This window comes from Fibrobacter sp. UWH4, assembly GCF_900142475.1.
In the GTDB taxonomy this organism is placed as follows: domain Bacteria; phylum Fibrobacterota; class Fibrobacteria; order Fibrobacterales; family Fibrobacteraceae; genus Fibrobacter.
Window position 1 is genome coordinate 256,067 of sequence record NZ_FRAY01000005.1, and the last position, 23,849, is coordinate 279,915.

The following is a 23,849-nucleotide window of genomic DNA, read 5'->3' on the forward strand; positions in this document are numbered from 1 at the left end:
AACTTAGAACATTCCTTCTTCTATATGCGTATGGAATCAAATTACAAGAAATTAATTGTTTGGCAAAAGGCGATGCAATTGACGACAGGTATTTATAGAAACGTGAAAAAATTACCAAAGGAAGAATTGTTTGCTTTGTCTGATCAAATGAGAAGGGCTGTAGTATCAATTCCCTCAAATATTGCAGAAGGTTGTGGTCGTCAGTCTCCTAATGAAATGTCCTATTTCTTACGAATAGCAAGTGGATCCGCCTCAGAATTAGAAACACAATTGTTAATTTGCAAAAATCTAGGTTATTTAAATGATGAAGATTTAAAAGAATCTATGCCGTTGTTGAATGAAATCATAAGAATGCTTTCTCGACTAGGAAAAAGAACTGCTAAATCTCTAAGCTCTACCAACTAAGTTCTACCAACTACTATGCTCTTTCTTCTCCTTACAATCGGTCCGGCATTTCTTTTTGCTTGCGGGAACATCCTCGAAAAGTCGGGGGTGTCCACGGTCGGCAAGCGTACGGGCGGAACTTCGCAGCCTTGGGAATTTTTCAAAGGCGTGATTACGAATAAATTCTGGTGGCTGGGCATTGGCTGCTCGGGGCTTGCCACGCTCGGTTATTACATTGCCATGGCGCAGTACGACCTTTCGCAGGTGCAGCCGATGATGGTGCTGAACCCGGTGCTTACGGCCCTGATGGGTTTTTGCATCTTGAAGGAGGTCCTGACAAAGCGAATTGTCATTGCCATTTGCTTTGTGGTGGCGGGCCTCCTGTATTCGGTGGAAAATCTGGGAGAATCGACCGCGGTTCAGAATATCCCGATGCTCTGGGCGTATGCGGGCGGACTCAGTGCCGTGACGCTTGTGGCGCACCTTTGGGTGAAGGACCGCGAAATGGTAGATTCGCTGATCATGGGCGTTGGCTTCGGCCTTTCGGCGGCGTTCTACAAGAGCCTCTCTATGGACTTTGACCTGGAACATATCGAGCTGTCTTCTGTAGCGAACCTGTTGCTGGATTTTAGGACGCTCGGCTACATTGCGACTTACGGCATTGCGTTCCTTTATTCGCAGGTGTCTTTCTCCCGTGGGCGAGCCTTGTTCATCATCCCGTTCAGCGCGGCGGTGGGCGCGGCGGTTCCGACCCTTGCGGGGGCGCTCGTCTTTTCCGAGGCGTTCCCCGTGGGGAAGGCGATTTCGGTGACTCTCGTGCTGATTGGCGCATGCCTGTTTATTGTCCGCAGGCCGAGACGCAAGAAAAAGTGTGATTAAAACAGATTTTTCTTATAAAAAGGCTCCGTTCGTGACAAAGATGCGAATACATTTGTAATGACCTACGATTGCAAATGGATTTCTAGTCTTAATTTAATTTTTGGCGGTGATTTATTATTCTGTTGCGTCAATAACAAGAAAGAAAAAGATAATCGTCAAATGAAATAATTCCGAAATTCGAATTAATAATATATATTACTCCTGATGTATAGGGATTTTTTTCAAATGAGTGGTTCGCGAACATCGCCTGTCGCGGTCCTAGAGGTGGTTGTTGCAGTCTGCTTGTCTGCATTCCTATTGGCGTGCTCGGACGATTCGTCCAGTTCGTCTAGGGATGCCGAGACGGATGTTCCCGCAAGCAGTTCTTCGCATGATTCCCTTGCGGCACCTGTGCTTCCGTTTGTGGGTGGCCCCGTCATGTTTACCGAGGTCGATCCGATTAACATTGGGTACGAAGACCATGAGGGTGACGATGCGGGCTGGGTTGAAATTTTCAATACTTCTTCTGATACGGCCGACTTGTCGGGAATGTTCCTAACAGATACGCAGTCGGAGCCGTTCAAGTGGAAGTTCGGGAAGGCGAAGGTCGCCCCGAATTCGTTCCTGCTCGTTTTTATGTCGGGGAAGAACTATCCCGATTATGTGCTGCCGCATGATACGCTTGACATGGTTGGAAGTGGTTGCTGGACCTGGACCGATGCGCAGAACGATCCGCCGGGATTCAGTTATGCGGACCCGTTGCCAGGTAAGACGAAGAACTGTTTCAAGGAAGACGGTGTACAACGTTTCGGTAGTGTGATGCGGCTTGGTGAAAACGAAGAACTCGGCTGGTCGTCCATTTCTTTTTTCGTAGGGACGGGAAATGCTGATCCTTCGGATGTGCAGGATATTTCGGCGGCGAATGAGTTGCTGGTTCACGCCTACATCACCAAGGACCGCAAGGTTTCTTTTCGCCTGGCGCAACCCGATATGGATGATTGGAAAGGTTACGAGCTGATTCTGGAAGGCACGGGGGATTCCTCGACGGTTTATCGGTTGCCGCTCCCGACGGGGACGACTTTCCCCGACCTCAAGAATATTTACGGCACGCGTATTAGCCCCGAGGCAAGCGATTCGCGGGAGGTGGCGCTCAAGGTGTTTAGCTACATCGCCCGTAATCGCGGGCATGAGCCGCACGCCGGTTTCAAGCTCTCGCAGAAGGGCGGCTCGCTGTACCTGGTGAATGCCGATACGGCGATCGTGGATTCCGTGGCGTACCCTGAAACGCCCGTGGGAAAAACGTGGGGCTTTGGTGTCTTGGCGGACGGTTCGAGTGGCTTTGGATACGGGGATGCTTCCCCGTACGGTCTTACTGCATCGGTGGTGGCGCCGTCGCGATCCCCGTCGGTCGACACGTTGGCGGATTTCCCGCCGTCGGGATTCTATGCGGAGCCGTTCGAGGTGCAGATTCCGCGGAACAATTCGGTGCGCTGTGTCGTAGGGGGTGCTTCTCCTACGGAAGGCCCGACGGAAACGGCGCTAGTACAGATAAAGTCTTCGGCGACGGTTCGTTGCGCCTCGTTTGCGAAGGGGGCGCTCCCTGGCGAAGAACTGGTCCGCACCTACATTATCGGGGAGGCCCCCGCCTTGCCGGTCGTATTCGTGACTGCAGATCCGAATTCCATGTTCGATCCCGATTCGGGAATCTATATGGAGGGGCCTAATGCGCAGAGCAAGGAACCGCATTACGGAGCGAACTACTGGCTCGACAAGGAAATCCCCGTGACGGTGGAACTGGTGGAGCCGGGCGCGAGTTCGCCTGCATTTTCCAAGAATGCCGGCCTCAAGATTTTCGGCAATTACAGCCGCCAGAATGACAAGAAGTCTGTCTCCATCACGTTCCGCGAAAAGTACGGCGACAGTCGCCTCAAATACGCGTTGTTCCCGGATTTCCCGGAGCTGAACAAGTTCAAGGTGTTCCTGCTGCGTAATAACGGCAGCAATTTCGGCAACGACTATATTCGTGACCGTCTCGCGAGTTCCATTAGCGAAGGACTCGAAGTCGATTACCAGCGGGGACGTTTTGCGGTGGTGTATTACAATGGCGAATACTACGGCATTCACAGTATCCGTGAACGTTCTACGGAATACTATTTCGAGACGCATTACGGCCTGGACCCCGACGAAATTGACTTGCTCAAGGCGGACAATTCCGTCTCGGCGGGCTCCGCTGTCGATTACGTGGCGTTGATGGACTGGATAGAATCGCGTTCGCTTGAAAGTGCGGAAAATTACGCCTATGTTGAGTCGCAAATCGATGTCGATAATTTCATCAACTACATGCAAACCGAAATCTACGCGAACAATCGCGACTGGCCGGGAAACAACCTCAAGAAATGGCGCGGCACGAATCCGAAGACCAAGTGGAAATGGTTTCTGTATGATATGGATTTCGGAATGGGAAATGACTATAGCGAATTTACGAACAACGTATTTGAATTTGCAACGGCTGAAGATGGCCCTTCGTGGCCGAATGGCCCCGAGTATACTCTGTTGCTTCGCCGCCTGTTGGAAAATGAAGGCTTCAGGGCCGCATTTGTCAATCGCATGGCGGTGCTCCTGCAGATGAATTTTGAAAGTTCCCGCGTGCTGGCCCGCATCGACAAGATGATGGCGGAAATCGAGTCGGAAATTCCCCGCGACCAGAAACGCTGGGGCTTGAGTGCGACGCGGATGGCGTCACAGCTGAATTTGATCAAGGATTTCGCGAAGGCGCGCCCCGGTGTCGTATATGACGAGTTGCGTGAATATTTTGCTCTGGACGAACCGGTGCCAGTAAGTTTGTCTGTAAATGGCCTCGGTGCGATTCATGTACACGGATTGAAGGTCGATTCGTCTCCCATCAAGGTAAACTTTTTCAAAGGCTTTCCTGTGACGGTAACGGCGGTCGCCTCGGCCGGGGGAATTTGGGCGGGCTGGAGCGACGGCGTGATGGATGCGACCCGGACGGTCTTGCCGGAGAATGTCGGTTCGTTGACAGCTAATTTTAAGTAGCTTATGACGGTGGCGCCCATTGCGAACGCCAAGGGAACAGAAAAATGTGATGTAAATCCTAAAGAATGCCGCTTTCCCGTTTTTTTAGCTAAAATAAAGGGTGCGGGAAATGCGGTTTTTCTAAATTTGGGGTACTATGAGTTACAATACCAAGATTCTTTGCATTGGCGCGGGCTATGTCGGTGGCCCCACTATGACTGTTATTGCCGACAAGTGTCCTGATGTCAAGGTGACCGTAGTCGATATCAACCAGGCCCGTATTGATGCCTGGAACAGCGACAATCTTCCGATTTTTGAACCTGGCCTCGATGACGTGGTGAAGCGTGCCCGTGGCCGTAACCTCTTCTTTAGCACCGATATCCCGGCTGCCATTAAAGAAGCGGACATTATCTTTGTTTCTGTGAACACCCCGACCAAGACGTTCGGCCATGGAGCCGGAAAGGCTTCTGACCTCCAGTACTGGGAAAAGACCGCGCGCAACATCTTGGAAATCGCCGACGAAGGCAAGATTATCGTGGAAAAGTCCACGCTCCCGGTGCGTACCGCCGCCGCCATGGAACGAATCCTGAACTCCAACGACAAGGGCCTTCACTTCGAAGTGCTTAGCAACCCGGAATTCTTGGCGGAAGGTACCGCCATTAACGACCTTTTCGAACCGGATCGCGTTCTTATCGGTAGCCACCAGACGGAATCTGGCCTCGCTGCCTGCCAGAAACTGGTGGACGTGTATGCTCATTGGGTGCCGCGTGACCGAATCCTTACGACGAACCTCTGGAGTTCCGAACTCACGAAGCTTACCGCTAACGCCTTCTTGGCTCAGCGCATCAGCTCCATCAACTCCATCAGTGCTCTCTGCGAAAAGACCGGCGCCGACGTGGATGAAGTCGCCTACGTGATGGGTAAGGACCGTCGTATCGGCCCGAAGTTCCTCAAGGCCTCCATCGGCTTTGGCGGTTCCTGCTTCAAGAAAGATATTTTGAACCTCGTGTACCTGTGCGGCTACTATGGACTCCCCGAAGTGGCCGCCTATTGGGAAAGCGTCGTGAAAATCAACGAATGGCAGACCCACCGCGTGGTGGACCGCATGCTCGAGACGATGTTCAATACCATCGCGAGCAAGAAAATTGCCGTTTTCGGCTTTGCTTTCAAGGCGAATACCGGCGATACCCGTGAAAGCCCCGCTAACTTGGTTGTTCGCGATTTGCTCGCCGAACATGCACAGCCGGTCGTGACCGACCCGAAGGCGATTCCCGATGCCAAGCGCGACCTGAAGGACGTGATTGACCAGGTGCAGTTCGAAGAAGACCCGTACAAGGCCGCCGAAGGCGCTCATGCCGTGGTGGTTTGCACGGAATGGAAATGCTTTGCCGAACTCGACTGGAAGCGCATCTATAAGGGCATGGCCAAGCCCGCTTTCGTATTCGATGGCCGCAACATTTTGGATGCCGACGCCCTCCGTAAGATTGGATTTGAAGTATCCAGTATCGGTAAGGGCAAGGCGGAGTAGTTTAAGTTGAAAGTCGCTGTTGTTGGCACTCGCGGAATTCCTGACATCATGGGCGGAATTGAAACCCATTGTCAGGAATTGTATCCACGCCTGGTGGAACGCGGTGCTTCTGTCGTAATTTTTGCGCGAAAGGCCTATACGCCCCAGAAAAAACCTTATTTCTATAAGGGCGTCGAGGTCGTTCCTGTCTATGCTCCCAAGATTTCGGGAGTGGAGACGTTCGTCCATACCTTCAGGTGCTTCCTCAAGGTGTTGGCCTGGAAACCCGATGTCGTTCATCTGCACGCCATCGGTCCCTCCTTTATTGCCCCGTTGTTCAGGCTCGCAGGCCTCAAGGTGGTCTATACCCATCATGGTCAGGACTACAATCGTGCCAAGTGGGGCAAGCTCGCCAAGGCAATCCTTCGCTTGAGCGAATACGTGGGAACCAAGTTCTCGAATCGCGTTATCGTGATTTCGGATTTGCTGGAAGACTGGCTGCAGAAAAAATACCATTGCAACAAGACGGTCCGCATCAATAACGGTGTGACCCTGTTGTCTGCCCTTCCCGAAGAAACAACGAAAAAATGGCTCAGCAAGTATGGGCTCGAAGGCAAACGCTATATTTTCGCGCTTGGAAGATTCGTCAAGGAAAAGGGCTTCCATGACCTGATTGCTGCTTACAAGAAGGCGAGCCTTGTCGATGTGCAACTTGTGATTGCCGGATCGGCGGATTTTCAGTCGGAGTATGCGACTAGGATGAAGCGTGACGCCGAGGAAGTCGGTGCGATTCTTCCGGGCTTTATTCACGGCGAAGAACTGCAGGTCCTTTTTGAAAATGCGTCTCTGTTTGTGATTCCGAGTTACCATGAAGGTCTTCCGATTGCGTTGCTCGAGGCTCTCGGCTACAACAGGAACGTTGTGGCGAGTGATATCCCTGCGAATATGGAAGTCCCGCTTCCTGAAGAGTGCTTCTATGAATTGGGCGATGTCGACGAACTTGCCGACAAGATGACCCTGTTTATGGAAAACCCCGTGCAAAGGGATTTCAGACATATCGTCGAATACCATTACGATTGGGACAAGATTGCAGACCAGACGATGGATCTGTATAAGAGTCTCGTCAAGAAAAAATAGGCCTGCGTCTGGTAATGAATCGGTTTGAATCGCTTGATTGCTTAAGGGCTTTTGCGGTAATCGGTATCGTAATTTGTCATGTTCTTTCGAATGCCGATTTGAACTTGCCGGAAAATTTCTTGTTTCAGAAATTTCTTCCGTTCGGGTCGGAATATGTTTTTCTGTTCATGATGCTTAGCGCGTTTTCGATGTGCTGCGCCTATTATCAGAAATTCAAAGACCGTCAAGTTGATTTAAATACTTTCTACAAGAGGCGTTACCTTCGTATATGGCCTTTTTTTGCTTTGATGGTCCTGATTGATGTTGCCTTGGGCTTTTCAAGGGAATCTCTTATCGAGGCCTTTGCGGATTTGACGCTCTTTTTTGGCTTCTTGCCGAATCCGGACATCCATGTGATTGGGGTAGGGTGGTTCCTCGGGCTGATTTTTGTTTTCTATGCAATCTTTCCCTTTTTTGTATTCCTGATGGATAACAAGAAAAGGGCGTGGTTTGTTCTTGCCTTGTCGATTGCGATGATGTATTTTGCGTCGTCGTATTTCTCTAGGCCAGAATTAGTCGTGCGTTCCGTGAGCAAGTGGAGCATCCTGTTCTGCATGCCCATGTTCGTTAGCGGCGGCATCATTTATCTTTATATTGACAAGATCAAGAAGATTCCTGTTTTGTGGGCCCTTGCGATTGCGGTTTTGACTACTGCCCTGTTTTTTATTCTGGGAAAGGATCTTTTTGTGTTTAAGATGCTCGTGTTTGCATCGTGGCTGGTTTTTGCCATTGCGGATAGCGTTCGTCCGGCCCAGTGGACCCTGATGAAAAACAAGTATGTCGCCTTTTTGAGTGGCGTCTCGATGGAAGTGTATCTGTGTCACATGATGTTTTTCAGGGCCGTCGAGAAAACGCATATTCTGGATGCCTTTTCTTCGGGAATTGTCCGATTCCTGGTTTGCTTGACTCTGACTTTGGCGGGGGCCATTGTATTTTCCTTTGCCGTCAAGAAAACGATCTTTCGCGGTATTCACCGATAACGGTATTCTCTAGAGATGAAACGGCTCCTGCTGCCATTTCTTTTTGTAATCGCGTTTGGTAGCTGCGCCTTCGAAGAAGGTGAAGACGAACTGTGTTTTGTGGGGGATTCCATTACCTATCTGTGGGATCTTGAGTACTATTTCCCGAACTACATTATTCATAAGCATGCGGTTAGCGGTGCGGGACTGAAACAGATGGATTCCTGGGATGTATCCGATTGCAAAGGGCGTACGACAATTCTCTTGATAGGCACCAACGACATTGGCTATTGGAAATCGACTGCCGATGGTATTGAGCGTTTGCGTGAAGATTACAAGGACAGGTTTATCAAGAGTGCAAAAAGGATTGGCGGAAAGCCGATGCTGATCATGTCGATTTTACCTCGGAATGAATGGGGAAAACAGGATTCGCTGGTAAACGAAAATATTCGGGCGCAAAACGGAGTTCTCCGTCGTTCGTTGAAAGATATCCCCGATTGGGAATTTGTAGATGTCTTTGATTTATTCTTGGACAAAGGCCTTCAGATACGCGAGGACTTGTTTAAGGATGGACTACATCCGAATGACGAAGGCTATGAAATTTTGTCTCGCCAAATACAGGGGGTCTTATGAGAAAGTTTATCTTGATCGCATTGTTGCTAAGTTCTATAAATTTGTATGCAGACGAATCGTTCTCTTACCTGATGGGAATGCGGAATAACCGCTATGTGTTTGCCGGAGTGGAGTATGCGGCGCGTTTTGGAATTGCAGTTGAAAATTCGGTATTTACGCAAGGAACAGAAAAACAGTATATCCGCGTGGCTCCTTATTACCGCTGGAATTTAGGTGAAGGGCTTGTCGGTAGTTATGCCCTGTATACGGGAATGCGCTATGACCGTGATTATTACGATACAGGGGCGCGTTTGGATGTCCTTTGGACAAATTACCGCTACTTGCAGGTTGGGGGAACGCTGATGCCCTTTTACGACAGTTTCTTGAAGGGGCTGGTCGGGTATCAGGCGTATGTCCAAAGTTTTCTGCTGAAAGAAATCGGCGTGTTTGCTGGAGCGAAAAACTTGCCTGATTTTAGGAATGTGGAACGTCGTTTTATGGGCGGCTTGGTGTTCGAATCGGGAAACCTGTGCGTTCGCCCGGAAGTATCGGTTCCGATGAACGGGGGGACGCATTTGTCGCGGGTGTCTCTATTTTTTGTTTACCGGTCCCCCTGAAAGTCCTGCTGAAAGCTGGCGAAAAGCAAGGCAGTGGTGTCGGCGGGCAGACTTAAATTGCTATAATTGTAGAAGTTGTTCTTGGGTAGAAAAGGAGGCTTGCTGAGGTTTTATGTCTTGCTCGAATTGTAGTCATTGTAATTCTAAGATTCAGATGCCGACGGACGTGTCGGTGATTACGACATATCGTTGCCAGATGCGCTGCAAGATGTGCAACATCTGGAAGAATCCGACCAAGAAGAGTGAGGAAGTCCAGGCAAAGGATTTGGAAATCCTTCCGCAGCTTAAATTTGCCAACGTGACCGGCGGTGAACCGTTCATTCGCCAGGATTTGGAAGATATCGTTGAAGTGCTCTATACCAAGGCCCCGCGCATCGTGATCAGTACGAGCGGCTGGTGGGTAGACCGTGTTATCAAACTGGCCGAACGTTTCCCGAACATTGGTATCCGCGTCTCCATCGAAGGCCTTGAAGGCACCAACAATTTCTTGCGAGGCCGGGACGATGGCTTTGAACGCGGCATGAAGACGCTCAAGACCCTGCATGAAATGGGCGTGAAGGATATCGGCTTCGGTCAGACGCTCAGCAACTGGAACAGTAACGACTTGATTCCGCTTTATGAACTCGCGCTTTCGATGAATTTCGAATTTGCGACGGCTGCCTTCCATAACAGTTACTACTTCCATAAGGAAGACAACCAGATCAGTAACAAGGAAGAACTCTGCGACAATATCGGCAAGCTGGTGAACCGCCTCCTCAAGGAAAACCATCCGAAGTCCTGGTTCCGCGCCTTCTTCAACCTGGGTCTCATCAAGTACATCCAGGGAGGCAAGCGAATGCTGCCTTGTGAAGCAGGTTCCGTGAACTTCTTTACGGATCCGTGGGGCGAAGTCTACCCCTGCAACGGTCTTGAACCGCGCTACTGGCAGGAAAGCATGGGTAACATCCATAACGCGAAGAATTTCGAGGAAATCTGGTTCAGCGAACAGGCCCAGAAGGTGCGCGAAAAGGTGCGTACCTGCCCCAAGAACTGCTGGATGGTTGGTACTGCCGCTCCGGTCATGAAAAAGTACATTGCGCACGTGGCACCGTGGGTGCTGACGGCGAAACTCAAGAGCCTGTTCGGCAAGGAAATCGACTGCTCCAAGTTCCCGACGTTCGATGTCGGCCAGGACCCGCGTCAGGGCAACCTGAGAATCGAAGGGTAGAGAGCTCACGATGCGGATTCTGCTTGCAAATAAGTTTTACTACCGTCGTGGTGGTGATTGCGTTTATTCTATAGAACTGGAAAACCTGCTCAAGGCTTCGGGGCACGAGGTCGCTTTTTTTGCGATGGATTATCCCGAAAACCAGAACAGCGAATGGAAAAGCTACTGGCCGAGCGAGGTCGCCTTTTCTCCGAAGAAACCAGTCGCTTTTCTCAAGGCGTTCAAGCGTCCGTTTGGCGATGCAGAAACCGTAAGGAAATTTACCGCGCTGCTTGATAAATTTAAGCCCGACGTGCTGCACCTGAACAACATCCATACGCAACTTTCGCCTGTAATGGCCGAAATTGCGCATGCGCGCGGCGTCAAGGTGGTGTGGACGTTGCACGACTACAAGCTGGTTTGCCCCGCCTATACGTGCCTCTGCAACGGTAAAATCTGTGAAGACTGCATCGGTGGTGACAAGCGGAACTGCACCGCGAAAAAATGCCTCAAGAACAACTGGCTTGCAAGCAAGATTGCCGAGAAAGAAGCCGTGGTGTGGAATCGCGAGCGGCTGGAACGCTGCGTGGACAAGTTTATCTGCCCGAGCCATTTCATGAAGCAGAAAATGGAACAGGACGGTTTTGATGCTTCGAAGCTGGTTGCTCTCCATAATTTTGTCGATGAATCGAAATTTGCACATGGGCCGGTGGAACGCGAAAATTCCTACTGTTTCGTGGGACGCCTTTCCAACGAGAAGGGTGCCGAAACCCTGCTGCGCGTGGCGTCGAAAATTGAGGCGACTCTCAATGTGCTCGGTACGGGCCCGCTGGAGGCCGAACTCAATGCGAAATATGCGTCGGCAAGGCAGATTCGGTTTATGGGACACTGCGACTGGGAAACCTGCAAGTCCGTGTTGCTCAAGTCCAAGTTCAGCGTGGTGCCGAGCGAATGGTACGAGAACAATCCGTTCTCAGTGATTGAACCGCTCTGCCTTGGAACTCCCGTGCTGGGGGCGAACATCGGCGGAATTCCCGAACTGATCGAACCGGGAAAGACCGGCGAGCTTTTTGAGATGGGTAACGCCGAGGACCTCGAAGCGAAAATCCGCAAGATGCTTTCCGGCGACTATTCCTTTGATGTGGAACCTCTCCGTCAGCATTTCTCCAAGGACAATTACTTGGAACAGATGATGTCTGTTTATAGGTAACGAGCATGCCGCAAGAACAACCGTTGATTTCTGTTATCGTTCCTGTCTATAAGGTCGAGGCGTACTTGGACCAGTGTGTCGAAAGTATCGTAAACCAGACCTACCGGAACTTGGAAATCATTCTGGTAGATGACGGCTCTCCGGATCGTTGTGGCGAAATGTGCGATGCGTGGGCCAAGAAGGATTCCCGAATCAAGGTCGTCCATAAGGAGAACGGGGGACTTGGCGATGCTCGCAATGCGGGTGTTGCTATAGCGAGGGGCGACTATTTCGGGTTTATTGATAGCGATGACTGGTGCGAGCCGGATATGTATCAGGAACTCTTGGATTCGTGCGTGCGATTTGACGCTCCTGTCTCGGTCTGTAATGTTTTTATTAACTGGGAATGCGGCTGGCCAACAGAACAGACTGTTTTTGCAAAAGAAAAATCTGCTATAGAACGTGATGAAGTCCTGCGGAGGTTCTTTAGCGACCGCCTTACGGCTTGGGCCTGGAACAAGCTGTATCACCGTGATCTTGCTGGAATATTGACGTATCCCAAGCAGGGCTATGAGGACATTCCTGTAGCAAGAGAACTTTTTATAAAAGTGTCCTGTATTGCGTTTACGGGAAAATCTCTTTACCATTATCGACAGCGTCAAGGAAGTATTGTTAATTCGACGGTAAATCTTTCGCAATATATTTTTATAGAGGAACTGCGCAAGAATGTTGAACTCGCACGGGAATGGAACTTTGAAAAGGAATCTGTGGCGCGGCTATCGGTGAGCGCCTTTAACTTCCTTGAAAAAATTTATTCAAATCGAACTAAAGAATTGGAATGTAAAATTCCTGCGTTGATAGAAGATGTTTCTCAAGGTAGAATGTATTTTAAGGATCTGAAGACTCGAAAGTTGGATAAATTTTTCATGGGACTGTTGGCGAAGGGTGTTTCCTATAAGAAAATTTTCGCCGTTCGTCAATTGTTTCAGTGGTTCTATAGAAAACTGAACTTGAAGAAATTCTGAATTTATGCATGTTGCTATTGCCATATATATAGCGTTTGCTTTTATAAACTATCGTGTTGCCGTACTCCTTCTGGCTCCGTGGGGACTGTTTTTAGGACATTTTCCTGCCGTGGATGGCCAATATACGTCTATATTTGATCTCTGCTGTTTGGGCTTGACCGTTTTGCTTCCGATAAAGACAAATATCATTACGAAAATAAAAACATATCCGTTTTTGATTCCGACCTTATTAGTATTAGTTTCTTATTGCACAACAAATCTACTTGCTGAAACTCACTGGCCAAGTACAATTATCTTTTATAATACGGTATTTCTTTATCCTTTGGCAGTGTGGAGTGTCTTGGAGGAAAAAGATGATTTACGTCTGTTGTTGATTAGCAACATTGTTTTCTTTGCGCTCTGTGCTATTTATGCTTTGGTGGAATTGGCTCTGGATCAGAATATAATTCTTGAAACCATTATTCAGAAAAGAATGGTGAATGAAAACGTGTTGAACTACACAGAAGTACGTTTTGGAATCAAACGTATCCAGAGTGTTTTCTGTACGCCCATGTCTATGGGGCTTGCTATGACCACCTTTGCTTATGTACTTTATGAAAAGTATAAGATGATGGAAGAAAAAATCCTACTGCTTTTCGTGCTCATTGTAATGTGCTTTATTTTGCCGTGGCTTACGGGGGCTCGTTCCGTATTTGTCTCGGCACTGATTATCCTAATTCCGGTTCTACGTGAAGTATTTAAAGATGGTCGTTTTGCTCTTTTGAAAATAGGTATTGTTGGCTTGGTTGTTTTTGTAGGTGGAAACTGGATCCTTACTCTGATAGATTCGTTCGTCCATTCCGACACGGCTGTCGCCGGAAGCAGCTTGGATATGCGCTTAATGCAATTTGCGGTGATTGTTCCGTTCTTCCTGAATTCTCCCATTTGGGGAAATGGCTATGCTTTCATTTGGACATTTGTAAAGGCGGTAGATAAGGATATTTTGGGTGCCGAAAGTATTTGGATTCAGCTCCTGGTGGATTACGGACTCCTGGGCGCCTTGGCTTATTTATCTTGCATCGTGTCTATTTATCGTAATTTGACTAGGTTTCGCCCTGAAGGAAAATTTCTGCCACTCGCCATAATTGTCGGCTATACGTTGTCGACGTTCCTTGAATTGGAAATGAACTTTTTCTTCATTATGAGTATCATTCTGATAAAACTCTATGCGTGGAATGATGAAGAAAATGCGCGGCAGAATATCAAAGAGGATGACGAAACCGACATCAACCCTAAAAAGGATCTTCAAGAATCAAAGGCAGACTAGTGCTTGAATTTGTTCCTGATTTTCTTGAAGTATTTCAGGGCGATGGCGTCGCGAATCAAGTAGAGCACGAGGCTGTAGGCCGGCATGAAGATCGCTGTTGACAGAATAATGTTCAGCAGGTGCATGTCGGTTTGGATTCCCTTTGTGATACCCCAGGCAATCGGGTAGGCAATGAGTATATATTTGACGAGGTCGAATAGCTGCATCGCGTAGTTGTATTGCAGAATCTTTTTGGTCGGATACAAGTTGATGAGCGCTGCGGAGAAATTGATGAAAAACTGCGCAAACGCAAGGCCGATTACTCCGTATTGAATGCCGACAACGATAAAGAGGACGCAAAGGGTCTTCTTGGGAAATTCCAGTTTTAGGATGGTCCCCGTGCGGTTGACAACTTGCAATAGGCTGAGGCTGAGTTGACCAATAGGATTCCAGATGTTACTTGTGACAAGAATCTGGAAAAAGATAACGGCCGGTAGCCATTTTTCGGTCCAGAGAAAGACGATGATATCGCGCCCGGTAAAGCAGAGTATCGCCGACATGGGGGCCGTAATCATGACAAGCAGGCGCATGACTTCGCGAAAACGATCCTTGAGAACGGCGGTGTCGTTCTGGTACTTGGATAGGACTGGCAGCGCAATCTTTTGGACGATGCCGGAGCTGATGGAATTGACGTTGCACCTCAGACCGTTTGCCTTCGAGAAATACCCGAGGTCTGCTTTGGTAAAGAACTTACCGATGACAACAGAATAGATTTCGTTGAATACGGTTCCGATGAGGTTCGCGCTGAGCAGTTTGGAACCGAATCCGAACAGGTAACGGAACGATTCTTTGCTGAATCCTTCACGTGGATGCCACTTGGCGCAAATCCAGAGGAGAATGGTGCGGATGAAGGCCGCAAGGACAGTCTGTAAAGCGAGCGTGTAGACTCCCCATCCGTAAAAGGCGAGGACGATTGCCACGAGGCCCGCGGGAATTTGACCGCACAGGCCGATAATCGTCTGAAGTCTGATGTTCAGTTTTGCCGTCAGGATGGCGTTCTGGACGATACAGAGGGAATTGAGGAGTACGCTGAGGCCGACAATCTTGATGAGCGGTATCAACAGCGGCTCGTCGAAGAAATTTGCAATGAGTGGGGAACAAACCCAGAGGATTGCATAGGCGACAATGCCCACAACTACATTGAAGTAGAAGGCTGTCGCCAGATCCTTTTCGGTGCGGTCTATCTTACGGATCAGTCCGTTGGCAAAGCCGGAGTCGACGAACGTGTTGGACAGCGAGATGAATATGGTCGTGAGCCCTACGATGCCGTATTCGTTAGGTGTCAGCAGTCGGGCAAGAACGATGCCGATGGCAAAGCTTACAATCTGCGAAGAGAGCCTTTCGAGAAGGCTCCAAACTGCAGCGAGAAAGGGCGTGTTCTTTTTATAGGACATCGGTCTTGGGCCTAATCAAGATACCGGTAATTTCGTTGGGGGTGTAGTAGGTGGCGCACTTGTTGCCGCCGTTTTTACCGGTCCAATTCGGATTCGGAATCATGAAATCTTCGCCGTAGTACATAGATAGTGTCTTGACCGGGTCGGCGGGGGCGCCCAATTCAACTCCGTTGATCGTTACGGTAGACAAAGGTTCCTTGGTGCTGAAGGTGTAAGACCTTGTCGAAGAAACGATGTCGCCCTTTTCGACTTCGTAGCAGTACACAGTGCGGGTGTCTCCCTCGCGGATACCGAGGAAAATATCGAAGGCGAGTCCCTTGTAGTGGAAGGCGTATTCCGAAGGTTTGCGTTCTCCAGTCGAGACCTTGACGACGTCAAAGGAATGATCCTTGACAAAGCCTTTGGCGATCAGTTTTTTTTCGAAATCTTCCGTATAGGAATCTTCGAGGATGCCTACGTCTAGATCAAAATCATGGGGAATGAAGGACTTGTGCCTTACGGCTCCAAGCAGGGTTCCGAATTCCAGCCAGTAGCCTACGCTGGATTCCCGGCAGATTTCTTTGAATGCCTGCAGGGCTTCAATACCGTATTGGCGCAACAGTTTCTGTTTTCTTTTCAGGTCTTTGCCGATGCAATAATTGGACCACTTAGTCTGAAGAAAGGAACCTTCTTTTCCTCCGAGGAGGGTGTAAACTTTATGCACGATACCCATGATAATCCTTGATAACTATATCCAGTAGATGTTGCTTAAGGTGTGAGGCGATGTACGGTCTTTGTTTGCCGGTGGCGTCATATAGTCTCCGTACATTCCCGTGAGCCATTGGTCATAATCGGCGATGGCCATGAATTTTCCGTCTTCGAAAGGAACTTCGATGAATTTTTCGAACGTACTTCGCGGTGATATGGAGCGGATGGCAGCCTCCTTTTCGGGATCTACGGCCATGGCGACCCATTGGGCGGAAGGGTTGTTCAAATCACCAATCTTTGCGTATTCCATTTCGGTGATGCTCCTAATGGACCACGGAAGAACTGCAATTTTAGAGAGCCTGATTAGAATCCGTTTCCACCAAGAGTTTTTCTTACCCGGCTTTACGAGCTTGATGCGGAAAAGGGTTTTGAGTCTGTTGAGAGAGTGAATGAAATTTTTGCAATCATCTTTCTTGTCGAACATATAGTCGAACGGGAAAACATCGATATTGACGCCGATGTTCTTGGTCGAGACATTCTCTTCAAGAAGGGTGCGGGTGTCGGCGACCTTGGCGTAAGGGTTGTGGTAGTCTTTGTCTTTGCGAAAGTCGTAGACGTGATACCAACCATCTTTATGTTTGTAGTGAGCGACGAATTTTTCGTAGTCGGGACGCATCATGGCGATGTCGATGTCGTCGTCCCAGGGAATGTAGCCCTTATGGCGAATGGCGCCTAGTAGCGTTCCGAAAATAAGTGTGTAATGAATGTTGTTTTCGATGCAGAATCGATGGACGTCCTTGAGAATGTCCAACTGAATGTGCTTCATTTTGTCTACGTCAATTTTCTTCATTTTGTCTTCCAGTAGAACTGGGTGTGATCGCAGCTGTGCTGGCGACGCTCTTCTTCTGGCGGGAGCTGCATATAGTCTCCGTACAGCTCCGAAAGACAGCGGTCCCACTGCTTGATCGCCTTGAATTGATGACCCTCGAATTCAATATCGGTATAGTCTTCGAAGAAGGCGATGGGCAAGTGCTCGATGCTTTTTTCGTCGGGGCAGGCGAGTTGGGTGCAATGGGTAGTGGTTTCACTCGCTTTCGCGGTGCATAGTTTGTTCAGCCGGTCATTGATAATGGCAATGTCAAGATTCCTGTATTTGACCTTCCTGCAAATTTGCTTGAAAGCGGATTTAAACCCCTTTTTCCAAGGGATTTCGGGTGTGGCTCTTCTTGCGGCCAGCTGGGTTTCGTATAAGCGAAGTGCTTCCTTTAGCTTGTCTTGATAGACGGCCTTGTCGTCATCGATGGGGTCAATTGGGAACAGGTCTATCCAAATGCCGGTTCCTTTTACTTTTGTCCAGGGGAGGACCGTTTGGGTTGTCGTCTGCTCGGTGTCGCAAATTCTAGCGAATGCGATATAGCTCTCCTGGCCTGCGATGAGTTTCAAATTTTTTCTGGTGCCGAATGTTTTGATGAACCGTTCGTAATTTGGGCGGGTCATGTAGAGATCGATGTCGTCGTCCCAGGGAATAAAGCCCTTATGGCGGATGGCGCCTAAAAGGGTTCCGTAGGCGAGAGAGTACTGAATTCCGTTCTCCATGCAGAATGAGTGAACTTCTTTCAGAATTTCCAGCGAAACTTGCTGGATGTCTTTGAGAGTCATCGGTTTCATATCTTAAAAAGAAGGAAATTCTAGAATTCTTTATAGTCGATCGGAGTGCCGATGGTTTCCAGGTATTCGTTCAGGTCTTTGAGTGTATGGGGAATGCCGATATCCTTCGGATAGCCTCTCCAATTTTTCCCAAACTGCTTGTCGAGCATAATATCGGGTTCGTTGGGACCCGGCAAGGCAGTATTTTCAAACGGGATGGGCTTGAGCGGATAGAGCTCGTTGTAGTTTCTGAATCCGTGGAATTTGTATTCCGTGAGGACCCAGTTGCCGAGCCCCGGAGTAATTCGGGATGTTTCTTCGAGGGAGTAGATTTCGCTGTTTTTCAGCTCGGCTTCGTAAAATTCGAAAATTTCTTTCCAGGAACGGTTACTGTGGACGAATTGGATAACCTTTTCGCGGTAGGCCATATAGGCCTCTTCAGTAACACCTTCTTTGACAAAGTCGTTGGAGAAGAATTCCAGGTTCAGTGCGTCTTTCAGGCAGGTGCCCTTATACAGGTGAATGCAGTAAGGCGTCATTAGGAAGACATACTTGCCGGGATTGGCGCGGATGGCGTTATCGTAGAACTCGGCGTAGTTCCCGTTTTTCTGGGAGGAGTCGATCCAGACGAAGTCTTTCTTGGCGATTTCGATCAGCTTGAGGTAATCGGCGCGTGTCACGCCAACATCGATATCGTCGTCCCAGGGAATGAATCCTCCATGCCTCTGGGCGCCAAGGAGCGCGCCGCCTTCAAGGAAAGGCTTGATGTCATAGGCCTTGAGCATTTCGAGGATTTCTTGCGTGAACTGAAGCTCCTTGAGCTGATATTCACGCAGGTAACCCGTGGCGGGTTTCATTTGTTTGATGTCGAAATGGTGCTTGAAGTATTCCAGTTGGAATTGCAACGATTTGATTTCTTCTTTCATCTGTGGGCGAAAGAAAAAATTGTAGATAGGACGCAGGTATCTTTTGATGCGCCTTTTAGCTTTGCCTGCTAGCGACATTCTAAGTCCTTTTTGATTTGGGTTGTGCTGATTTCCGGAGTGCGTTCCAGATAAACGACTTCGCACTGCTCTTTGAGGAAGTCGAATTTACCCTTCCAGTCGTCACCCATGACAAATGTGTCGATGCGGAATTCCTTGACGTCGGTCTTCTTTTGTTCCCAGTTTTCTTCGGGAATGACTAAGTCTACGTAGCGGATGGCTTCGAGCAACTGCTTGCGTTTTTCGTAGCTGAAGTAACATTTTTTCTGCTTGGCGTTCCAGTTGAACTCGTCAGTCGAAAGAGCGACGATGAGATAATCACCTAAAGCCTTGGCGCGGCGCAGAAGATTTATGTGCCCGTAATGTAGAAGGTCAAAAGTTCCGTAGGTAATGACTCGTTTCATACTAAATCCTAATTCTGTTAGATGAAATTTTTCTTCATCAGGTCGCGGAAAGCATCAAGCAGCTTGTCGTAATCGGCGGTTGTCAAGGATCCGATGTGACCTACGCGGAAAACGGTTTCCTTCATTTCGCCGCCGTTGGGGCAGATCCACATGCCGTATTCGTCCTTGATTTTGAGGAAGATATCGTAGGCGGAAGCAGTTGTCGGGTGAAGCGGAGTCACTGCATTCGAGAGAGATTCCGAAACGATTTCGAAGGGAAGTCCCTTGATGCGTTCGCGGAAGTAGTTGGCAAGCGATGCCGTGCGGGCGATTTCTGCCTCTACGCCGCCGTTTGTGTCAATTTCCTTGAGGCGCACATTGATTTGGCGTAGGATACTGACGGCGGGCGTCCACGGGGTCTGTCCACGTTCGGCGTTTTTCAGGGCTAGCTTCAGGTCCAGGTACTGACACTTGCATTTGATTTTTTCGATGCGAGCAAGCGCCTTCGGTGAAAGCGCCATCACCGTGATTCCCGGTGGGCAGGCGAGAGCCTTTTGCGAACCTGTAATCATAATGTCTGCGCCGAGTGCCCCCATGTCGAAAGGGTCGGCGAGGAAGGTGCTGATGCAGTCCACAATCAGAAACAGGTTGTTTCGCTTGCAGAAATCACTGATGAGCTGCATGTCGTAGTGCACGCCGGTGGAGGTTTCGTGTTTGTTCACGATGAAGGTGGTGTAGCCCTTGCCTTCGAATTCTTTCAGGTGTTCGGCCTTGAGTGCCTTGCCCGGCTGGAGCTTGATTTCGGTGAAGGGAATTTCGTGCAGTTCGCAGAGCTCCACGAAACGGTGACCGAAGCTTCCTCCGTTGACGACAATCGCGTTGTCGGCAGGAGTCAAGGTGTTCATGATGGCGGTCTCCATGCCTGCCGAACCCGAACCCGTAATGAAGACGACCCTGGAGTCGTCGGAGGCCTTTGCGAATTTCTTGACCAGGCGTTCGTTTTCGAGCATCAGTTCCGAGAATTCCGCCGTGCGGAAATAAGGAACCTGTTCTGCACCGATGGCGCGTACGGCATCGCTGGATTGTACCGGGCCTACAGTAAAGTTAATCATAACAACCTCTAAATCTCGTAAAAATTCTTTCGTTCGTTGAACTGCTGCATGATGTATGCCATCTGGATGCTTTCGCGGCGTCTTAGACGTGCTGAAGAGAAACGGTGGTTCAAAACGCAGCTGATGAACTCCTGGACTTCGTAGCGAAGTCCAAATCCGTCCCATTTGTAGAAAAACTTCTTGTTGTCGTTAGGATTTTCGTAACGCAGTTCAAAGTAGTCCGTTTTCCACCAGGGTGCGGGAACATAGGCGTAGCCTTTGGTCCCGGAAATGACCAGGTCGCCTTCGGTTTTTACGCCCAGGCCTACCTTGAAGGAACAAACGGCCTTGGGATAGCGGAAAACACCCTTGGTGTGGATGTCCACGCCGTTTTCGATGCGTGAGAAAAGCTGCAGGCTTTCGTACTGAATGCCCATCAGCTTGAGAATGGGAAGTAACGGGTATGACCCCTGCTCGAACATGGCTCCGCCGGCCTGCTTCGGGTCGAATTCGCGCCCCCCTTTGTCCAGCAGCTGCGAAAGGGATGCCTCAATGTCGACGACTTCGCCGATCAGTCCGGACTTGATCATGACCATCAGGTGGTTGAAGGCGGGGCAATGAGCGGTCTTGTTGGCTTCCATCAAAATAAGACCGTTAGATTCGGCGAAATTATACAGTTCCTTTGCCTGCAATCCGTCAAGGACGAGGGGTGTTTCGCAAAGGACATGCTTCTTGGCTAGGAGGGAATCCTTGATGCACCGGTAATGTTCCAGGTGCGGGGTCGCCACGTAAACAGCGTCAACCCGGCTGTAGAAATCATCAAGGCTCTTGCAGGGGGTGATACCATCGAATTGCTTTGCGAAAGTGGAACATTTTTCAAAATCTGTATCGTAGGCGGCAGAAATGCTCACTCCGCTCACGACTTGCGCTTCGCTGGGGAAGCGGTTGGCGACACGGCCGCAACCGATGATACCCACCCTGACGATGTCCTGGGTTTCTTCGCGGAGCATAGTAGAGGAAATCCCCTCGGTGCGGGGAAGGTATACGACCTGACAGAATTCGTTCAGATAGTCGAATTTGCCTTCCCAGTCGGAACCGATGGCGAAAATGTCCACATTGTATTTCTGGACATCGTCAATTTTTTGGCCGACGTAATCTTCGATGATGATTTGGTCGGCAATTCCGGTCGCTTTTACGGCCTCGACTCGTTCAAGAACGTTGTTGCGTACATTGAGTTTTCCTCGGTCGCGGTCAAAATTGTCATTGGTGACACCAACAATCAAGTAGTCACCAAGAGCCTTTGCTCGTTTCAGCAAATTGATGTGCCCCTGGTGTAGTAGGTCGTATGTTCCGTAAGTAATGACTTTTTTCATGAGATCAAGTTTTTCTTGTACCATAATCAAATATAGAAAATTGGGAAAAAAGCTATTATTGGACTATAGAATACTATGAAGATCGTACACCTTTTATGGGGCCTTGCTACTGGCGGCATTGAAAATATGCTGGTGGATATCGTCAACCAACAGGTTGAGGGTAATGAAATATCGTTAATTGTGATCAACAATATGCTAGACGAGTCCATTCAGGCCCGTTTAGACAAGCGTATCCATATCTATTGTTGTGGCCGTAAAGTCAAAAGCAAGAATCCGCTCCCGATCCTCAAGCTCAATTATTTCCTTAGAAAGATTCGACCTGACATTGTCCATGCCCATTATGATGAAATGGCAAAATTTGTTTTCGGCAAGTGGACGATGGTGCGTACCATTCACAATACCACGAATGATTTTGACGAATCGAAGTATTTCAAAGCTTGCTACGCAATATCGAAAGCGGTTCAGGAAGAATGGATGCAGGCTGGTAAGGAATCGATTCTAGTTGAAAATGGGATTCCCTGCGATAGTATCAATTGTGAAAAGACGGGGCTTTTTAACGACGGTTTGCTGCATTTTGTTCAGGTGTCAAGGCTTTATATCAAGCAAAAAGGCCAAGATATCCTTTTAAAGGCCCTCGCCGAAATCAAGAATAATAATTTGTGCAAAATAAATTTTAAAATGCACTTTGTCGGCGATGGTTCCAGCAGGGAACTGTTGCAGAACATGACGAAAACCCTGGGAATTGAAGACTTGGTGCTTTTCGAAGGCAACAAGCCTAGGAAATGGATTTACGAGAATCTCTGTAATTTTGATTTGTTTATCCAACCTTCACGTTATGAGGGATTTGGCTTGACCGTTGCCGAGGCGATGGTGGCTAAAGTTCCTGTATTGTCGAGTAATATCGAAGGCCCCGTAGAAATTATGTCGGTCGTCAAGGATGGCGCTAAGCAACTGCTAGGCTATACGTTTGAGTCTGAAAATTCCGAAGATCTTGCCCGTCAAATTGCCGCTTTTGTGCAACAGGGCCGTCATGAAGAAAACATCGAATTCGGCCGTCAGCATGTCATGCGAAATTACAGTATCAAGAAGACGGCGCTACAATATTTGGACGAATACCGCAAAGTTATCGCCTATAGGTGATTGTCTATCCAATCCATTCGCTGGTTGATCCAGCTGTTGAGTGAATCAACAGCTTCGTCGTAGCTGTCGTAGGCTTCCTTGTAGGTCCAGTTTTCGGTGTTTTCGAGCACGGGCCAGCGCTTGAATTCGTTTTTGGTGACCGGTGCGAGTTCATTGGCGTACTTTCGGATAGAATCGGGGAACGTGGCGAAGAAATCACGGTGGTCTTTCCAGTAACGGACTGCTTCTTGCCAGTACTTTTCTCGTTTGAAAATAAGGCCGTTCCAGCCGCTTGGGCGTATATACCAGTCGGTCACGGAGCGAAGGGATTTAGTTTCCCAGTTTCCGTAGGCCACGTCAAAATCCCAGACGGGACCGAGACGTATAACGTCTCCTTTTTGCCAAGTCAAGAAAATGCTTCGTCTAAAGGCTCCGTCCATATTCTTGGAGAGTTCCTGAATCCAGTAGTAGCGTAAGTAATCCTCGAAATCGAGGTAGTCTGTAATTTCGCCTTTTGGATTGTCGCTTCCCAGAAAACTTTCAAATTGGCTTAGAGCTTTCTTGATGAGTGCTGTCGAGGAATCGGTTGGCTCCTTGGGCGACTTGATTTCGAATTTGGTGCCTTGTTCAGTGACGACGAAGTGTTCTCCGCCATGTTCCGTAGGGCCTCTTTCGAGTAGGAAGGAACTGCCACTTTGAGGAATGTTGACTCGGTGCTCGCCAACCTTGACTGTCTCGACCAGTTGGTAGACACCTTGGTATTGCCTGTTCAGATAAAGTTCGACGAATTTGCTTCTCGGGGTGTATTCGTCGCCGAGCCAACCTGCAAGTTTGTATGTGATAAAGTTCTTGAGGAGTGTCTTGTCGGCGGAATTGCCGATGAGAGCCCATTCCTTGTCTTTGGACATTCCCAGAAGTTCCTGTTTTTTTTCGAATTTGATCTTGTAACCGGGCTTGGGCATTCCCGTGAAACTGGAGTTTCCGCGGCCCTTGATGGTCAAATCAAGGACGTCGCTTTCGGGGGCGTCTTTGCCGTATATTTGTAACTTTGCGGGAATCTTGGTTTCGCGATCGCGAATCTGCGTGAAGTCCTCTGTCTCGATGACAAGTCGCGGCAAGTCTGCATAGGGGTACTCCGAATCGTCAATGGGTAGGTAACCGGGCGCGCTCTCGGGATCGTTCCAGACGCAGGAACAGAGAAAAAAAAACAGGAATATGGTTGCCATGCGAAACAACATACTGAAAATTTAACAACTGTATCTGTTGGCGTTGTTTTGAAGT

Annotated in this window: 22 protein-coding genes; 13 read left to right on the plus strand and 9 right to left on the minus strand. The window is 49.0% G+C overall.

Going from position 1 to position 23,849, the window contains the following annotated elements:
• Positions 1–30: 30 nt before the first annotated feature.
• The 12 genes from BUA93_RS10905 (at position 31) to BUA93_RS10960 (ending at position 13,852) form a co-directional block, all read left to right on the plus strand.
• Complete coding sequence (locus BUA93_RS10905; protein WP_217650999.1) at positions 31–405, plus strand: four helix bundle protein; 375 nt, start codon at positions 31–33, stop codon at positions 403–405.
• A 15-nt stretch (positions 406–420) separates the two neighbouring features.
• Positions 421–1,263, plus strand: coding sequence for an EamA family transporter (locus BUA93_RS10910; protein WP_072979309.1), 843 nt, complete (start codon positions 421–423; stop codon positions 1,261–1,263).
• A 225-nt stretch (positions 1,264–1,488) separates the two neighbouring features.
• On the plus strand, positions 1,489–4,296 hold the full coding sequence (locus tag BUA93_RS10915) for a CotH kinase family protein (protein ID WP_072979549.1): 2,808 nt from the start codon (positions 1,489–1,491) through the stop codon (positions 4,294–4,296).
• Between the two features lie 136 nt (positions 4,297–4,432).
• Complete coding sequence (locus tag BUA93_RS10920; protein WP_072979311.1) at positions 4,433–5,803, plus strand: nucleotide sugar dehydrogenase; 1,371 nt, start codon at positions 4,433–4,435, stop codon at positions 5,801–5,803.
• Positions 5,804–5,809: 6 nt separating this feature from the next.
• Positions 5,810–6,919: a glycosyltransferase family 4 protein gene (locus BUA93_RS10925; protein WP_072979313.1), complete on the plus strand. Its 1,110-nt coding sequence runs from the start codon at positions 5,810–5,812 to the stop codon at positions 6,917–6,919.
• A 14-nt stretch (positions 6,920–6,933) separates the two neighbouring features.
• Positions 6,934–7,938 (plus strand): acyltransferase family protein, encoded by a 1,005-nt coding sequence (locus BUA93_RS10930; protein ID WP_072979315.1) that lies wholly within the window; start codon positions 6,934–6,936, stop codon positions 7,936–7,938.
• 15 nt (positions 7,939–7,953) lie between these two features.
• Positions 7,954–8,550: an SGNH/GDSL hydrolase family protein gene (locus BUA93_RS10935; RefSeq protein WP_072979317.1), complete on the plus strand. Its 597-nt coding sequence runs from the start codon at positions 7,954–7,956 to the stop codon at positions 8,548–8,550.
• On the plus strand, positions 8,547–9,146 hold the full coding sequence (locus tag BUA93_RS10940; protein WP_072979319.1) for a hypothetical protein: 600 nt from the start codon (positions 8,547–8,549) through the stop codon (positions 9,144–9,146). Before BUA93_RS10935 ends, BUA93_RS10940 begins: the two co-directional genes overlap by 4 nt.
• Before the next feature lie 154 nt (positions 9,147–9,300).
• Entirely contained in the window at positions 9,301–10,353 is a 1,053-nt protein-coding gene (locus BUA93_RS10945) for a radical SAM protein (protein ID WP_072979321.1), read from the plus strand.
• Between the two features lie 10 nt (positions 10,354–10,363).
• On the plus strand, positions 10,364–11,542 hold the full coding sequence (locus tag BUA93_RS10950; RefSeq protein ID WP_072979324.1) for a glycosyltransferase: 1,179 nt from the start codon (positions 10,364–10,366) through the stop codon (positions 11,540–11,542).
• A gap of 5 nt (positions 11,543–11,547) precedes the next feature.
• Complete coding sequence (locus tag BUA93_RS10955; RefSeq protein ID WP_072979326.1) at positions 11,548–12,546, plus strand: glycosyltransferase family 2 protein; 999 nt, start codon at positions 11,548–11,550, stop codon at positions 12,544–12,546.
• A 4-nt stretch (positions 12,547–12,550) separates the two neighbouring features.
• A complete protein-coding gene (locus tag BUA93_RS10960; RefSeq protein ID WP_072979328.1) occupies positions 12,551–13,852 on the plus strand; it encodes an O-antigen ligase family protein in 1,302 nt (433 codons plus the stop codon).
• Here BUA93_RS10960 and BUA93_RS10965 read toward each other — a convergent pair.
• From BUA93_RS10965 to BUA93_RS11000, 8 genes are all read right to left on the minus strand, one after another.
• Positions 13,849–15,285, minus strand: a complete 1,437-nt coding sequence (locus BUA93_RS10965; protein WP_072979330.1) for a lipopolysaccharide biosynthesis protein — start codon at positions 15,283–15,285, stop codon at positions 13,849–13,851. The two genes, BUA93_RS10960 and BUA93_RS10965, sit on opposite strands and share 4 nt — an antisense overlap.
• Complete coding sequence (locus tag BUA93_RS10970) at positions 15,275–15,997, minus strand: LicD family protein (protein WP_072979332.1); 723 nt, start codon at positions 15,995–15,997, stop codon at positions 15,275–15,277. Before BUA93_RS10970 ends, BUA93_RS10965 begins: the two co-directional genes overlap by 11 nt.
• A gap of 15 nt (positions 15,998–16,012) precedes the next feature.
• Entirely contained in the window at positions 16,013–16,822 is an 810-nt protein-coding gene (locus BUA93_RS10975) for a LicD family protein (protein ID WP_072979334.1), read from the minus strand.
• Entirely contained in the window at positions 16,819–17,640 is an 822-nt protein-coding gene (locus tag BUA93_RS10980; protein WP_083597365.1) for a LicD family protein, read from the minus strand. Before BUA93_RS10980 ends, BUA93_RS10975 begins: the two co-directional genes overlap by 4 nt.
• Positions 17,641–17,660: 20 nt before the next feature.
• Complete coding sequence (locus BUA93_RS10985; protein ID WP_175547426.1) at positions 17,661–18,545, minus strand: LicD family protein; 885 nt, start codon at positions 18,543–18,545, stop codon at positions 17,661–17,663.
• 68 nt (positions 18,546–18,613) lie between these two features.
• Positions 18,614–19,006, minus strand: a complete 393-nt coding sequence (gene tagD, locus BUA93_RS10990; RefSeq protein WP_072979340.1) for a glycerol-3-phosphate cytidylyltransferase — start codon at positions 19,004–19,006, stop codon at positions 18,614–18,616.
• A gap of 17 nt (positions 19,007–19,023) precedes the next feature.
• Complete coding sequence (locus BUA93_RS10995; RefSeq protein ID WP_072979342.1) at positions 19,024–20,097, minus strand: pyridoxal-phosphate-dependent aminotransferase family protein; 1,074 nt, start codon at positions 20,095–20,097, stop codon at positions 19,024–19,026.
• 8 nt (positions 20,098–20,105) lie between these two features.
• Entirely contained in the window at positions 20,106–21,449 is a 1,344-nt protein-coding gene (locus BUA93_RS11000; protein ID WP_072979344.1) for a Gfo/Idh/MocA family oxidoreductase, read from the minus strand.
• A gap of 75 nt (positions 21,450–21,524) precedes the next feature.
• Between BUA93_RS11000 and BUA93_RS11005 the strand changes: the two genes are divergently transcribed.
• A complete protein-coding gene (locus tag BUA93_RS11005; protein WP_072979346.1) occupies positions 21,525–22,589 on the plus strand; it encodes a glycosyltransferase in 1,065 nt (354 codons plus the stop codon).
• Here the strand turns inward: BUA93_RS11005 and BUA93_RS11010 are convergent.
• Positions 22,580–23,806 carry a CotH kinase family protein gene (locus tag BUA93_RS11010; RefSeq protein WP_072979348.1) on the minus strand — a complete coding sequence of 409 codons (1,227 nt, stop codon included), beginning with the start codon at positions 23,804–23,806 and terminating at the stop codon, positions 22,580–22,582. The genes BUA93_RS11005 and BUA93_RS11010 overlap by 10 nt on opposite strands.
• Positions 23,807–23,849: the final 43 nt, after the last annotated feature.